This is a genomic window from Saccharopolyspora sp. SCSIO 74807 (assembly GCF_037023755.1).
GTDB classification, from domain to species: Bacteria; Actinomycetota; Actinomycetes; order Mycobacteriales; family Pseudonocardiaceae; genus Saccharopolyspora_C; species Saccharopolyspora_C galaxeae.
This window is the reverse complement of record NZ_CP146100.1, coordinates 3,922,040-3,935,886: the sequence shown is the minus strand read 5'-3', so window position 1 is coordinate 3,935,886 and position 13,847 is coordinate 3,922,040. Positions and strand designations below refer to the sequence as shown.

The following is a 13,847-nucleotide window of genomic DNA, read 5'->3' as shown; positions in this document are numbered from 1 at the left end:
AACGCAAACCGCCAGTATCCATTAACCTTAAGAAGGATTGCTGCGACACGCCACCGATCGTCAGGTGGACTCTTCTCGTTGCTTTTCCTTAACGGTCAGTCGCTTGTCATCTGTAGCACGCCCGATCGTCTTCGCGATGAGCAAGGCCAGCGATAGCCACTGCTCCCGAGGCAGCGCGCCGCCGAGGTCGCGCAACTCGAATACCGACAGATGCGGTTCTGTACGGTCCGCCCCCATGGCCCCCACCCCCTCAGGCTCTTTGCCACCATCACCATGCGCGGGATACCCGGGCGGCGGCGAGAGCAGATCCTTTTCACCCACCGTGCCGGTCAACACTGATCTAATCCACTCAGCTCGCGTCGGAACCTCCACCCCAGACATTTCTTTTTTGTATTTGTTCAACACAGGACGTTCGATGTCCTCACCGGAATGCTTACTCATTAGCGGCAAGACACCGGAATCGCAGTTTTCAACCAGCCAGGCCTTGACGTCATCGGGCAACGTTTCCCGCATGCTCACAAAATCTGTACGCGGCATCATCGAAAAGTAGTACTTGGGATCATCTTTGTCACTCCCCTGCTTCGTGAGATCGTAAATTGTCTTCAGTATTACAGTTAAGAATCCTTTCGCGGACTTCTCCCAGCCGTCCCCCTGCGGGGACTCACCCCTGGCCCGCCCCTTCAGCTCTTCGACAATTCTCTCCGCGTTCGACTTCGCTTCGGGGAACCCGGGTTGAACCCCTGAGATTCGTTGTTCGTTGTCTCGATTTTCCTTCGTCTCCTTCGGCTCCCTGGTGCGAGTCCGCTTCGCGGGCGGCTCAGTGTCGCCCTGGTGAAACTTATCGAGTTCACTCACCAGGTCGGGTATGTTCCGCATCGCCATACCGAAGGACGCTTGAGGTTTCGCCTGACCGACGCTTTCGGCTTTGATAGAATACTTTCCACTAGGTTCCGTGTGCGTGCCCCTTCGGGCAACATCCTCATGGAAGTTAGTGATATTACTTACTGCGGATTCCACCTGATCCAACGTTGTCAGCGGGTCGGTAACGAATTCCACATTTCCGTTGTCCGCAGCAACATGCGCCCCGCTTCCGAGGTCGATAAGGGGATTCTTCGTGTCCGTTTTTAGCCTCTTGCCCCCTTTCTGGTCACCTCTCGGTATGTTCTCGAAAAACTGCCATGCCCTATTGGGTGTAATTTCGAACTCGTAGCCCACTTTCCGCTGGATCTGCGGTTCGTCCGCGGAAGGCGGCGACGCGGACTCGGCCGGGGCGTCGTCTGTGCGGCCTGATCCCGAATCCGCCATCACCCGCCGCGCATTGTCCTCCGCCGCGCGCTCGTAGCGATCCGACGGGTCGGAGACCTTCAGCCCGTCACCGTTGTCGGTGCCCGCGACCGGCCCCGAGCGTTGTTGCAGCACATGGGTGAGCTCGTGCGCGAGCGTGTGCTTGTCCGAAGCGCCCGAGCCGAGCACGACGTGGTTGCCGGAGGTGTAGGCGCGAGCGCCGATCTCGGCCGCGGATCGTTGCGCGGTGCCGCCGGTGTGCACGCGGACGTCCGAGAAGTCCGCGCCCATCCGCGATTCCATCTCCTCGCGCACCGGGGCGCCCAACGGCTGCCCCGACGAACTCAGCACACCGTGCACAGCGGACCGCTGCACCTCGTCCTCGCCCTGCGCGCCTTCGACCATCCGCGCCACCGCCGCGTTGCCCAGGGTCCGTTGCAGGTGCAGGAGGTGCGCGGCGGTACCGGACTCCGGTGCGGGTGCGACGCGTCGTGGTCGCTCGTGGCGGCTTGTCGAGTCCTTGCCCGGCTCCTGCCGATCGCGCATGGTTCCCCTCCGGATCGCACGGCTCGGCACCACACGTACCCGCTCGCGCGGGCGCGGCGGAATGCACGGAAGGGCAGCACCGCGGGCAACACCACCTGCGCGTCCCGAAAGGCAACGATCCGCTGCCCGCGAAGGCACCCGTGCTGCCCTCAGCCAGGGCCGCGCGGACCTGTCGGCACCCCGCCACGGCTCGCGAAGCTGCCTGCTGGGAGATCGCCGCACACCGAGGAGCGCACATGCCGTCGTACCTGTCCCCAGGCGTGTACGTCGAAGAGGTCCAGAACGGCTCGCGGCCGATCGAGGGCGTCGGGACCGCGGTCGCCGCCTTCGTCGGGTTCGCGCCGCAAGGGCCGTTCCACGAACCCACGCTGGTGACGAACTGGAACCAGTACGTCGAGAACTTCGGCGGGTTCGACGACGGGTACCTCGCGCACGCGGTGTACGGCTACTTCGCCAACGGCGGCGGCTCGGCCTACGTCGTGCGCATCGGCGGACCCGCGCAGACCTCCGCGCAGTCCGCAGCGCCCGCCGAATCCCGCCCGGACCCGGTCGAACTCGGCGACCTGCGGATCTCCGCGCTGCCGGGCGCGGGCGGCGAGGTGACCGTGGAGGTCGCCGACGCCGACGGGGACAACCCGCCGGACGACCGGTTCAAGCTGCTGGTGCGCCAGGGCGGCAAGGTCAGCGAGACCTTCGACGTCTCCACCCGGCGCAACGTCAAGAGCTACGTGGTCAACCAGGTCCGCGAACGCTCCAAGCTCATCGAGATCACCGAGCCCGCAGCGGCGCTGAGCCGCCCGGACAACCAGTCGGTCACGCTGCCCGCCACCCCGGCGCCGAGCAACGCACCGGCCAAAGTGGACGCCGGCGAGTACGTCGGGGACCTCGCCGCGCGCACCGGGTTCGGCGGCCTGGAAACGGTCGACGAGATCACGATGGTCGCGGTGCCCGACCTGATGAGCGCCCACCAGCGCGGGCTGATCGACGCCGAGGGCGTGCGCACCGTGCAGCTGGCGGCCATCTCGCACTGCGAGCAGCTCGGCGACCGGGTCGCGATCTTGGACGCCCCGCCCGGGCTGAACGCCCAGCAGGTGCGGAACTGGCGGGCCGACCAGGCCGGTTACGACTCGCACTACGCTTCGCTCTACTACCCGTGGATCAAGGTCTTCGACCCGGGCACCGGACGCAACGCACTGGTGCCGCCGAGCGGGCACGTCGCCGGGGTCTGGGCGCGCAGCGACAACGAACGCGGCGTGCACAAGGCACCGGCCAACGAGGTGATCCGCGGCGCGGTGGATCTGGAGACGCGGCTGAGCAAGGGCGAGCAGGACCAGCTCAACCCGATCGGCGTGAACTGCGTGCGCGCGTTCGCCGGGCGCGGCATCCGGATCTGGGGTGCCCGCACCCTTTCCTCCGACCCTGCCTGGCGGTACTTGAACGTGCGTCGGCTGTTCAACTACCTGGAGGAGTCGATCCTGCTCGGCACCCAGTGGGTCGTGTTCGAGCCGAACGACGACCGGTTGTGGGCCAGCATCCGCCGCAACATCAGCGCCTTCCTGCACGAGGCGTGGCGCGACGGCGCGCTTTTCGGCCGCACTCCGGACGAAGCCTTCTACGTCAAGTGCGACCGGGACAACAACCCGCAGGAATCCATCGACCTCGGCCGGGTGGTGTGCGAGATCGGAGTGGCGCCGGTGAAACCCGCGGAGTTCGTCATCTTCCGGCTCTCGCAGTTCTCCGACAGCACCAGCCTGCTCAGCGAATGACACTCCAGCAACGTGAAAGGTGATCGATCATGGCCGAAGGTGATGCGCTGTCCGTCCACCGGTTCGGTGTCGAACTCGGCAGCGTGCAGGTCGAGACGGTCAAAGAGGTCAGCGGTCTGGTACTGGAGCAAGAGGTGGTGGACATCCCGCAAACGACCCCGACCGGCAAGCCGATGGTCAAGCGCCAGCCCGGCCCGCAGCAAGGCGGCGAGGTCACCATCACCCGCGGCCTGGACAAGAGTTCCGAGTTCTCCCAATGGCTGAACAAGACGCTGATCGACGGCGACGTGGAGAACGCGCGGGAGAACCTGACCATCGAGGTGATGGATTCCAAAGGGGAATCCGTGCGCCGCATCATGCTGTTCGACGCCTGGGTCAGCAAATGGGAGGGCCCGGAACTCACCGCCGGGGAATCCAACGCCGCCACCGAGAAGGCCACCATCGTCTTCGAACGGATCGAGCTCGAGTGAGACGGAAGATCACATCGCTGTCCGACCTCGACGAGGCCGCGGGGCGCAATCGTCCCGAGGCGGCGGAGAGCCGCGCACCGCAGTCCACCGGTGGGCAGGAGCCGTCCGGCGGCCAGCAGGCGCCGCACGCCGAGTTCGACTTCGAGCTGCCGCGCGGCTACCTGCACACCGACGGCACCGTGCACCGGCACGGCCGGATGCGGCTGGCCACCGCGCGGGATGAGCTGCGCCCGCAGATCGACCTGCGGGTCAAGGAGAACCCGGCATACCTGAGCGTGGTGCTGCTGAGCCAGGTCATCACCCGCCTCGGCGATCTCACCAGCGTGCACGCCGGGCTGGTGGAGAACATGTACGCCACCGACATCGCGTTCCTGCAGGACTTCTACCGCCGGATCAACAGCGAGGGCCACACCAGGGCCGGGGTCACCTGCCCGTCCTGCTCGGCCAGCTTCGAGATCGACCTGGCGGGTGGTCGCCTGGGGGAATCGTGACCTGCGCGGCCGACCGGCTCTACGAAGAGGTCGCCTACGTGGCCTACCACTTCCACTGGCCGCGCGAGGAGATCTTGGAGCTGGACCACCTCGAGCGCAGGCGCTGGGTGCGCGAGATCGCGAACATCAACCAGCGACTGAACGAGGGCGGGTGAGACGGTGCCGCGCTGGAATCCCTTCCGCCGCCGCAACAGGACCGCGTCACCGGACCGCGGCCCGGACGCCTCGCACGACGCTCCCGCCCCGCAGGCCGATCCGGCCTGGGACGGCGGCTGGCGCCGGAGCACGCCGATGACCGGGGTGGTGCAGCGAGCGGGCTGCGACGTCACGCAGGCGACGCGGTTCACCGAGTCGGTGACCTCGTACCAGCGGCACGGGGTGCTGGGCGAGCTGGGCCATCGCGTGCGCGCGGACGCGCCTTCCGGGGTGATGACCGGGCTGGCGCAGGTGGTTCCGGGTACGCCGGTGCAGCGGAGTTCGGACGAGCAGCTGCCGGTTCGGCTCGCGGGCCCGGAACTCGGTGCTGCTGAATCCGGTGCTGCTGAATCCGGCGGCGCTGCATCCGGTGCTGCTGGCTCCGGTGCCTCCGGATCCGGATCCGTGGGCTCCGGCCGTGCTGTTTCGTGGAGTGCTGTTTCGCGCCGCAAGGGCTCTGCGCGCTCGCGTACTGTGGGTTCGCGTACTGCGGGTTCGCGTACTGGGGGCGCCGGAAGCGCGCCCTCCGGCACCGGGAACTCCGGGACTGGGACCTCCGGCAGGGGCATCGGCACTGGGGGTCACGGCGACGCGGTTTCCCCGGCGGGCGCGAGCGGTTCAGGCTCGGGCGGTCCTGCATCCCGCGGCACGGACGGTCCCGCTTCGACCGCTGAGCCGGCTTCGGGCGCTTCGCACGTTTCCCCGCCCGTGCAGCGGAAACCGGTGCCGGTGCAGCAGGTCCGGCCACCGCTGACCGTCGCCCGGCTGGCGACGCCGCTCGCGCCGCGGCCGGTGCCCGCCGTGCCCGGCTCGGCGGTCGCGAAGCCCGAATCCTCGGTTTCCGCAACGAAATCGGAAACCTCGCGCGGCACGACGACTTCTTCGGCCCCGAGCTCTTCGGCGAAGCATCCGAACACCGACGCGTCGCCCGCGGGCGCAGCGCCGGAATCTCCGGACGCGCCTTCCCGCGAAGACGCGCCGCCGTTGCAGCGCTCAGTGCGCGCTGACGCGCCGCCGCTGTCCACGATCGGCGAACCGCTGCACGACCTGCCGCCGAACGCTCAGGTCGCGCATTCCCCGCAGCCGACGGAGAACCCGCTGCCGTTGGCCGGCCGGGAAGGTTCCGCGAGCACGCCGGAATCCCCCGGTTCTTCCGTGGAAGCATCACCAGCGGCGAAACCGGCACCACGGCCCACATCGTCCAAGCCGAGCGGTGGCCCCGGCGACAACAGCGGCGGGAAGTACCCCGTGCAACGAGACACCGGGTCCGCATCGCAGAAAAAGGGTGCCGCGCCCGCCCCGCACAGCGGTGGTGGCTCGACGCCTCCCGCGCAGTCGGCCGGACCTGGAACCGGCGATCCCGCAGCGGATTCCGCCGCAAAATCGGGAAATTCCGGTGATCGCCCGTCGGTCCAACGGCGCGCTTCCCGCAGTGCCGACGACCGCGATGCCGACGGTACGGTGCAACGCAGCGTCGGCGATCCCGTTCGGCCCGTGGAACCCACCGTCGGGCTGGGCAGTCCGATCGCCGCGATCCCGCAGTCCGCTCGACCGCTGGCGGAAGGCGACCCGGCCAGCACGACCACTTCCGCCGATCCGCTGCCGCTTTCGGGAAACATCCAGCGTGCGCAGGATTCGCACGCCGATCGCCCCGTCCTAGGCGAGCAGAACACACCACAGTGGACGGATAGTGCACCGGAGTCCCCGCACTCGGACCGAACCGAAAACCGGACGGTTTCCCCGGAAACGCACTCGGTGCAACGATCCGAGGCCGCGACGCCCAACCCGCTGGAAACTCCCGATCCTGCGCACCTCCCGGTCGCCGGACCGGCAACGGCGCAGCATTCCAGCCCGGCGTCCCCGGCCGAGCAGCGGCCGACGCTGCAACGCCTGACGACATCCACCCAGCCCGAGTCCGCGAATCCGAGCTCCGGGCCGACCGATCCTGACCAGCCCGGGAAAGCGGCGACGACCGGCTCGCGCGCCCCGAGCTCACCCGTCCAACGCAGCACGTCCGGCCACGCGGACTCCGGTGCCGAAACGCCTCCGCTGGTGTCGCCGAAACCGGGCGAGAGCCATCCGGCCGCCGCCGACACCTCCCTGGGAGGCGGACCGCAGCTCGTCCGACCGAAGTGGACGGATCGATCGCCGTTCGCGGCACCGGAATCCCGGTCGCTGCTGGCGAAACGACCGTTGCACGTCGAGGGCGCGCTGCAACGGGCAGCCGAGCCGACGAACTCAGCGACGCCGGTCGTCCAGCCGCGTTGGCGACGTTCCTCCGGCACGCCGCCGGGTTCCCCCGGCACAGCACAGAGTTCCCCCGGCACACCGCAGACGAACCCGTCCAACCGGACGAGCCCGCACCCCCCTGCGGCTGCGCCGAGCCTCCCGCACGTCCCGAGCACGCCCGCTGCGTCCCCGCTCGGCGGTGATCCGCCCAGCACCGGAGGGAACGAGCCACCGGGCCCGGGCAGCGTCGTGCAGCGCTCCGAAGCGCCCGGGCCTTTCCCCCTCCCCCAGCCCGGACCGGGCACCGCAGGCCCACCACCCGGTCCGGCGAAAACCCCGCCCGTGCAACGCAAAACGCAGCAGCCCGCGCAGAATCCCGGCCCCCGAGTCCAAGGTGTCCCGCAAGGCGTTCCGATCAACGTCGTGCAACGGGACGCGGCGGAGAAGACCGGGCGGCAGGATCAGCAGGGCGAGCAAGCGGGATCGAGCACGGCCGACCCCGACCTCGAAGAGATGGCCCGCAAGCTGCTGGACCCGCTGCGCCGGCTGCTGCGCGCCGAACTGCGCCAAAGCCGCGAACGCTTCGGCCGCCCCTACGACCGCCGCCGCTGATCAGGAAGGACCCCCGTGGCCGACGACATCTTCGCCAGCAGTGTGTTCTTCCAGCTCACCATCGCGGGCAACGAGCTGGGCCGCTTCCACAGCTGCAGCGGGCTCGGCGCCCAGCTGGAGGTCGAGGAGTTCGCCGAAGGCGGCAACAACTCGTTCGCCTGGCAACTGCCCACCCGACTGACCTGGACCAACATCACGCTGACCCGGCCGGTCACCGAGGACACGATGAAGATCTCGCGCTGGCTGACCCGCACCATCCGCCGCAACACGCCGAAGGACGGCGAGATCGTCGCGCTGCGCCCGGACCTGACCCCGATCGCCCGCTGGCAGATCCAGGGCATCGTCCCGGTCAGCTGGCAGGGCCCGTCGTTCGACCCGGCCAGCTCGGAAGCCGCGGTGGAAACCCTCGAAATCGCCCACCAGGGCTTGCAACCGTCCTGACAGGAGGCACACCGATGGTCACCGCACCGGGCCGCAACCTCACCCGGGCCCAGCTGCGCATCATGGAGCCGCCCGCCAAGACCGGGGCGAAGCCGGGCGCCACGATCAAACGCGTCCGCCTGCAGTTCAACCCGAACAAGCTGGCGCTGACCAAGAGCACCGAGTGGCGGCGCAAACCCGCCCGCTCCGCCTCCGAATCGGCGATGCCGGAGTTCGTCGGCAGCGGCCCGCGCTCGCTGTCGCTGGAGGTCTTCCTGGACGCCACCAGCAAGCACGACGACTCCGTGGAGAAGAAGGTCGAAGACCTCATGGTCGCGTGCGTGCCCAGCCCGAAGAGCCTGAAGAAGAAGAAACCCGCCAGCCCGTGGGTGCGGTTCGAGTGGGGCACCGCGCGCACCACCTCGTTCAACGGGGTGCTGACGAACTTCTCGGTGGACTACTCGCTGTTCGACGTCGACGGCAAGCCGCTGCGCGCGACCTGCTCGCTGGCCATCGAGGAAGCCACCGTCGACGAACCCGGCCAGAACCCCACTTCCGGCGCCGAGAACGCGCGCCGCACGCACCGGGTGGTGGCCGGTGACACGCTGCCGCAACTGGCCTGGCAGGAGTACGGCGACGCGACGGTGTGGCGGATCATCGCCGAGGCCAACGGCATCGACGACCCGATGGTGCTGCGCCCGGGCAGCGAACTGCTCGTGCCCGAAGAGACCGAACTGGACGGTGCGCGATGAGCGGCAAGGAGAGCGGGCGTTCGATCGCCGCCTACCCGATCATCCGGGCGGGCGCGAAGCTGCCCGAGAAGTGGCAGGACAACCTGGTCTCCTGCGTCGTCGACGAGAACGTCGGGCTGCCGGACGAGGCGCTGGTGACCTTCCGCGACCCGGACCACGAGCTGCTCACCGACAACCCCAAGCTCGCCATCGGCGAGCAGTTGGCCGTCTCGGTCACCGCCACCAACGAAAGCGGCGAGCAGAAGCTGTTCACCGGCGAGATCACCTCGCTGGAACTGGACCACGACGGCACCGGCACGTTCACCATCGTGCGGGCGATGAGCAAGGCGCACCGGCTGATGCGCGGCCGCAAGGTGCAGGCGTTCCAGAACATGGCCGTCGAACAGATCGTGCGGAAGGTCGTCACCGGAGCGGGTCTGCGGGCCGGTCGGGTGAAGACGCCCAAGCGGGTCACCTACCAGCAGCTGTCCCAGGCCAACGTCTCGGACTGGGAATTCCTGCAACAGCTCGCCCAGGAACACGGAGCCACCGTGCAAGTCGACGAGAACGGCAAACTCGACTTCCTCCCGCTGGACCCGGCCTCCGGGGCACCGGCGCCGCGCACCCGGGCATCGGCCAGCCCGTTCGTGCTCGAGTACGGCGACAACCTGAAGGCGCTGCGGGCCGTGCTCACCTCCACCGACCAGGTCAACAGCGTCCAGGTCCGCGGCTGGGACGTGCAGACCAAGACCGCGGTGGTGGCCAACAGGCCCGTCACCAGCAGCAGCACCACAAAGCCGGGCATGACCGCCACGGAAGCCACCAAGAAGTTCGGCAAGGGCCGCAAACTCGTCGTCACCGACACCCCGTACAGCACCCGGGCAGAAGCCCAGGCCGCCGCGGGCGCGCTGGCCGACTCGGTGAGCGCGGGCCTCGGCGAACTCGAAGCGGTCGTCAACGGCAACACCGAACTGCGCGCGGGCACCCCGGTGACGCTGGGCAACGCGGGCGAGAAGTTCTCCGGCCGCTACACCGCGACCGCGGTGCACCACGTGCTCGAACCCGGCACCGGATACCGCACCACCGTGCTGGTCAGCACCTCGCCGGACCGGTCGCTGGCCGGGTTGACCACCGGCGCCGGCGCACCGGATCCCGGATCGCGGATGCCCGGACTGGCGACCGGCATCGTCACCGACATCAAGGAGGCGGGCCGGGCCCAGCGCGGCTGGGTGAAGTTGAAGTTCCCCTGGCTGGACGCCAAGTACGTCACCGACTGGGTCCGCACCGTGCAGCTCGGCGGTCAGGGCGGCGGCGGGGTGTTCAGCCCGGACGTCAACGACGAGGTGCTCGTGGGGTTCGAGCAGGGCTGCCTGGACAAGCCCTACGTGCTCGGCGGGCTCTACAACGGCAAGGACTCCCCGTCCGAGCACGACCTGCCGCTGGTGGACCGCCGGACCGGCAAGGTCAACAGGCGTTCGCTGGTGTCCCGCAAGGGCCACCGGCTGGAACTGATCGACGGCATGCAGGGCCCGCCCGGTGTGCGCATCGCCAGCGGGAACAAGCGGCTCGAAGTACGGATGGACGAACGCGGCCGCAGCGTCGAGATCGCGGTGAAGCGCCCCGGCGGTCGCGGGGCGATGAGCACCGTGTCGGTCACCGATCGCGGCATCACGCTCGACGCCGGGATGGGCGACATCAACCTGTCCGGGCGATCGGTGTCCATCGACGCGAAGACCACGGTCTCTGTCAACGGCAAGGCCGGCGCCAACATCTCCGGCGGCACCAACGCTTCGCTGCGCGCCGCCATGGTCCGGATCAACTGAGCTTTTCCCAGCCGACAAGGAGTTTCGCAACATGCCACCCGCAGCCCGGGCAGGAGATCCGACAAACCACGGCGGCGTCGTCGGGCCGCCGCCCGGCCCGGCCGCCACCGTGTTCATCGGCGGCAAACCGGCGGCGGTCATGGGCAGCACTTACACGTGCGCGAACCCATACCACCCGCCGAACACCGTGGTGGCCAAACCAACGCGCGGCGGTCAGGTGCTGATCGGCGGAGCGCCCGCCGCAAAGATGCTCGACAACACCGCCTGCGGAGCACAGATCATGGCCGGCGCGCCGAACGTGCTGATCGGGGGACCGTTGTGAGCGACCGCTTCATCGGCCGCGGCTGGGGATTCCCGCTGCGAGTCGGGCCAACCGGCGGGATCGGCATGGTCGAACGCGATCAGGAGATCGCCGAGGCCATCCGGCTGGTGCTGGGCACCGCGCCGGGCGAACGACCGATGCGCCCGGAGTTCGGCTGCGGCATCCACGACTACGTGTTCGCCCCCGGCGACGGCGCCACGGCCGGGCAGATCGCCTTCGAGGTGCGCAGCGCGCTGCGCCGCTGGGAGCCCCGCATCGAGGTGACCGACGTGGTGATCGCCTTCGACACCGAGCAGGAAGGCGTGCTCTACATCGACTTGCACTACCGGGTGCGCAGCAACAACGACGAGCGCAACCTCGTGTTCCCGTTCTACACGATCCCGCCCGGCGAATCGGCGGAGGTCGTGTGATGGCGCTGCCCAGCCCCAACCTGGACGACCGGCGGTTCCAGCAGCTCGTCGACGAGGCCAAACGGCACGTGCAGCAACGCGCGCCGGAGTGGACCGACCACAACGTCTCCGATCCCGGCGTGACCCTGATCGAAACGTTCGCGCACATGGTGGACCAGCTGGTCTACCGGCTGAACCGGGTGCCGGAGAAGAACCACCTGGCGTTCCTGGAACTGCTGGGAGTCCGGCTGTTCCCGCCCGCGGCCGCGCACGCGGAGGTGACGTTCTGGCTCTCGGCGGCGCAGGACGAGACGGTGCTGCTGCCGCGGGGCACCGAGGTCACCACCGCGCACGCCGAGGAAGAGCAGGAGATCGTGTTCGCCACCGTCGGCGAGCTGCCGATCCCCCCGTGCGAGCTGCAGACGCTGATGACGTTGACCGCGGGCGGCCGGCCCGCCGACCGCACCCCCGACCTCACCGCCGAGCAGGACGTCCAGTGCTTCCAGCCGGTTCCCGTCGCGGGTGACGCGATGCTGATCGGGCTCGACCGGCCGGTTCCCCGCTGCATCGTGCTGGTGCAGCTGGACAGCCAGGTCGAAGGCATCGGGGTCGATCCGCGCCAGCCTCCGCTGGTCTGGGAGGCGTGGGACGGCGCGGGCTGGGCCGGCTGCGAAGTCCTCGAGGACACCACCGGCGGGCTCAACCGCCCCGGCGACGTGCTGCTGCAGATCGGCCCGGCGCACACCACTTCGGCCGTGTCCGGGGTGCGCGCCGGATGGCTGCGCTGCCGGGTCGTGGAACCCGAGCCGGACCAGCCGTTCTACTCCGAGACCCCGACCGTGCGGGTGGCCGAGGTGTGCACCATCGGCGGCACCACCACCGCCGAGCACGCCGAGACCATCCGGGACGTGCCGCTCGGCGAGTCCGCGGGGGTGCCCGGCCAGCGGTTCGCGCTGGAGCAGGCACCGGTGCTGACCGACGGGGAGCCGATCGTCGTGCAGGTTTCCGCCGACGAGGGCTGGCAGGACTGGACGGTCGTCGAGCACTTCGGACACTCCGGACCCGCGGACCGGCACGTCACGCTCGACGCCACCAACGGCGAGTTCGCCTTCCCGCCCGCCGTCCGGTCACCGGACGGCTCGCTGCACCGATACGGCGCGGTGCCCGCGAAAGGCGCGCACATCCGGGTGCCGAAGCTGCGCACCGGCGGCGGCCGGGACGGCAACGTCGCACGTGGCGCGATCTCGGTGCTGCGCAGCTCGGTGCCCTACATCTCCGAGGTGCAGAACCGGGAAGCCGCCGCTGGCGGCGTGGACGGTGAAACCGTCTCGGAAGCCATGGTCCGGGCCCCGCACCAGCTGCGGATCCAGGAACGCGCGGTCACCGCGGAAGATCACGAGCAGATCGCCCGCCAGGCCGCTCCCGCGGCCGCCCGCATCCGCTGCCTGCCTGCCGGTTCCGATCACGAACCCGGCGCGGCCCGCGTGCTGGTGGTGCCGGACGCGGTGGCCGACAGCGGCGACCGGCTCCGGTTCGAGCAGCTGATCCCGACCGAGCAGATGCTGGCCAAGATCGCCGCGCGGCTCAACGAGCGGCGCCTGCTCGGCGCGCGGCTCGTGGTGGAACCGCCGTACTACCAGGGCATCACCGTGGTGGCGCGGCTGACCACGGCCGAACCGGAGGTGAACCGGGTCAACACCGCGGCGCTGGAGGCGCTGTACCGGTACCTGAACCCGCTGCGCGGCGGCGTCGACGGCACCGGCTGGCCGTTCGGCAGGCACGTGCAGGCAGGCGAGATCTTCGCCGTGCTGCAGCGGGTCGAGGGCGTCGCGCTGGTCGACGAGGTGCGGTTGTTCCCCGCCGACCCGATCAGCGGGCGGCGCGGCAGCCCGGTGGAACGCGTCGAACTCGCCCGGCACGCGCTGGTGTTCTCGCACCAGCACCAGGTCGTGGTGGACAGCGCGGAAGGCAGCGGGACGGCATGACCCGGGGCGAGCTGCCCGAGCTGCCCAGCCGCTACCCGCTGGGCGAGCTGCTGCCCGGGCTGTACGCGGGCGATGACCTCGCGCAGCGGTTCACCGCCGGGCTGGACACCGTCCTCGCACCGATCTTGTCCACTTTGGACAACTTGGCGCACTACTTCGACCCGCGCACGGCGCCGGAGGACTTCCTGGAGTGGCTGGGCGGCTGGGTCGCCGCGCAGCTGGACCCGTCCTGGCCGGACCCGCTGCGGCGGGCCTTGGTGCAGCGAGCCGTGGAGCTGCACCGGTGGAACGGCACGCCGCGGGGCGTGGTCGAACGGTTGTGGCTGTGCCTCGGCGTGCGGTCGCGAGTACTGGACGGTCCGGGCGCGGTCATCTCGACCAGGCCCGGCACCGCGCTGCCCGGCGCGCCGATCAGCGAAGCCGTCGTGCAGGTGTGGCCGGGCCGGGCGGCGGTGGACCGGGCGCGCGTCACCGAACTCGTCGACGCGGTCCAGCCGGTGCACCTGAACTGCACCGTCGAATTCCTGCCCGGCCCACCGGAAGGGGTGTAGCAATTGCGACCGTGTTCGACGTGCGGCGCCGGA

The 13,847-nt window shown here is 69.4% G+C and carries 13 protein-coding genes; 12 read left to right on the top strand and 1 reads right to left on the bottom strand.

Annotated features, from left to right (window positions below; all coding sequences use genetic code 11):
• Positions 1-60: 60 nt before the first annotated feature.
• Positions 61-1,830: a DUF4157 domain-containing protein gene (locus V1457_RS18100; RefSeq protein WP_338595710.1), complete on the bottom strand. Its 1,770-nt coding sequence runs from the start codon at positions 1,828-1,830 to the stop codon at positions 61-63.
• 236 nt (positions 1,831-2,066) lie between these two features.
• Between V1457_RS18100 and V1457_RS18095 the strand changes: the two genes are divergently transcribed.
• From V1457_RS18095 to V1457_RS18040, 12 genes are all read left to right on the top strand, one after another.
• The gene (locus V1457_RS18095; RefSeq protein WP_200069675.1) at positions 2,067-3,596 is read left to right on the top strand and encodes a phage tail sheath family protein; all 1,530 of its coding nucleotides are present in this window, start codon (positions 2,067-2,069) and stop codon (positions 3,594-3,596) included.
• A gap of 29 nt (positions 3,597-3,625) precedes the next feature.
• Complete coding sequence (locus V1457_RS18090; protein ID WP_200069676.1) at positions 3,626-4,066, top strand: phage tail protein; 441 nt, start codon at positions 3,626-3,628, stop codon at positions 4,064-4,066.
• On the top strand, positions 4,063-4,557 hold the full coding sequence (locus tag V1457_RS18085) for a hypothetical protein (RefSeq protein ID WP_200069677.1): 495 nt from the start codon (positions 4,063-4,065) through the stop codon (positions 4,555-4,557). Before V1457_RS18090 ends, V1457_RS18085 begins: the two co-directional genes overlap by 4 nt.
• Positions 4,554-4,712 carry a DUF6760 family protein gene (locus V1457_RS18080; protein ID WP_200069678.1) on the top strand — a complete coding sequence of 53 codons (159 nt, stop codon included), beginning with the start codon at positions 4,554-4,556 and terminating at the stop codon, positions 4,710-4,712. The genes V1457_RS18085 and V1457_RS18080 overlap by 4 nt, the downstream gene beginning before the upstream one ends.
• Positions 4,713-7,323: 2,611 nt before the next feature.
• Complete coding sequence (locus tag V1457_RS18075) at positions 7,324-7,593, top strand: hypothetical protein (protein ID WP_295141580.1); 270 nt, start codon at positions 7,324-7,326, stop codon at positions 7,591-7,593.
• A gap of 15 nt (positions 7,594-7,608) precedes the next feature.
• Positions 7,609-8,034 carry a phage tail protein gene (locus V1457_RS18070; RefSeq protein ID WP_200069680.1) on the top strand — a complete coding sequence of 142 codons (426 nt, stop codon included), beginning with the start codon at positions 7,609-7,611 and terminating at the stop codon, positions 8,032-8,034.
• A gap of 14 nt (positions 8,035-8,048) precedes the next feature.
• Positions 8,049-8,765, top strand: coding sequence for a LysM peptidoglycan-binding domain-containing protein (locus V1457_RS18065; protein ID WP_200069681.1), 717 nt, complete (start codon positions 8,049-8,051; stop codon positions 8,763-8,765).
• On the top strand, positions 8,762-10,567 hold the full coding sequence (locus V1457_RS18060; RefSeq protein ID WP_338595706.1) for a VgrG-related protein: 1,806 nt from the start codon (positions 8,762-8,764) through the stop codon (positions 10,565-10,567). Before V1457_RS18065 ends, V1457_RS18060 begins: the two co-directional genes overlap by 4 nt.
• 31 nt (positions 10,568-10,598) lie before the next feature.
• Positions 10,599-10,889, top strand: coding sequence for a PAAR domain-containing protein (locus V1457_RS18055; RefSeq protein WP_200069683.1), 291 nt, complete (start codon positions 10,599-10,601; stop codon positions 10,887-10,889).
• Positions 10,886-11,299 (top strand): GPW/gp25 family protein, encoded by a 414-nt coding sequence (locus tag V1457_RS18050; RefSeq protein ID WP_295141588.1) that lies wholly within the window; start codon positions 10,886-10,888, stop codon positions 11,297-11,299. The genes V1457_RS18055 and V1457_RS18050 overlap by 4 nt, the downstream gene beginning before the upstream one ends.
• Entirely contained in the window at positions 11,299-13,263 is a 1,965-nt protein-coding gene (locus tag V1457_RS18045) for a putative baseplate assembly protein (RefSeq protein ID WP_200069685.1), read from the top strand. Before V1457_RS18050 ends, V1457_RS18045 begins: the two co-directional genes overlap by 1 nt.
• A complete protein-coding gene (locus V1457_RS18040) occupies positions 13,260-13,814 on the top strand; it encodes a phage tail protein (RefSeq protein WP_200069686.1) in 555 nt (184 codons plus the stop codon). Before V1457_RS18045 ends, V1457_RS18040 begins: the two co-directional genes overlap by 4 nt.
• Positions 13,815-13,847: the final 33 nt, after the last annotated feature.

What these genes read in the sequence shown, in the direction of transcription:
- V1457_RS18100 (WP_338595710.1), bottom strand. Translation starts at nt 1,830, where the DNA reads ATGCGCGATCGGCAGGAGCCGGGCAAGGACTCGACAAGCCGCCACGAG.
- V1457_RS18095 (WP_200069675.1), top strand. Translation starts at nt 2,067, where the DNA reads ATGCCGTCGTACCTGTCCCCAGGCGTGTACGTCGAAGAGGTCCAGAAC.
- V1457_RS18090 (WP_200069676.1), top strand. Translation starts at nt 3,626, where the DNA reads ATGGCCGAAGGTGATGCGCTGTCCGTCCACCGGTTCGGTGTCGAACTC.
- V1457_RS18065 (WP_200069681.1), top strand. Translation starts at nt 8,049, where the DNA reads ATGGTCACCGCACCGGGCCGCAACCTCACCCGGGCCCAGCTGCGCATC.
- V1457_RS18060 (WP_338595706.1), top strand. Translation starts at nt 8,762, where the DNA reads ATGAGCGGCAAGGAGAGCGGGCGTTCGATCGCCGCCTACCCGATCATC.
- V1457_RS18055 (WP_200069683.1), top strand. Translation starts at nt 10,599, where the DNA reads ATGCCACCCGCAGCCCGGGCAGGAGATCCGACAAACCACGGCGGCGTC.
- V1457_RS18045 (WP_200069685.1), top strand. Translation starts at nt 11,299, where the DNA reads ATGGCGCTGCCCAGCCCCAACCTGGACGACCGGCGGTTCCAGCAGCTC.
- V1457_RS18040 (WP_200069686.1), top strand. Translation starts at nt 13,260, where the DNA reads ATGACCCGGGGCGAGCTGCCCGAGCTGCCCAGCCGCTACCCGCTGGGC.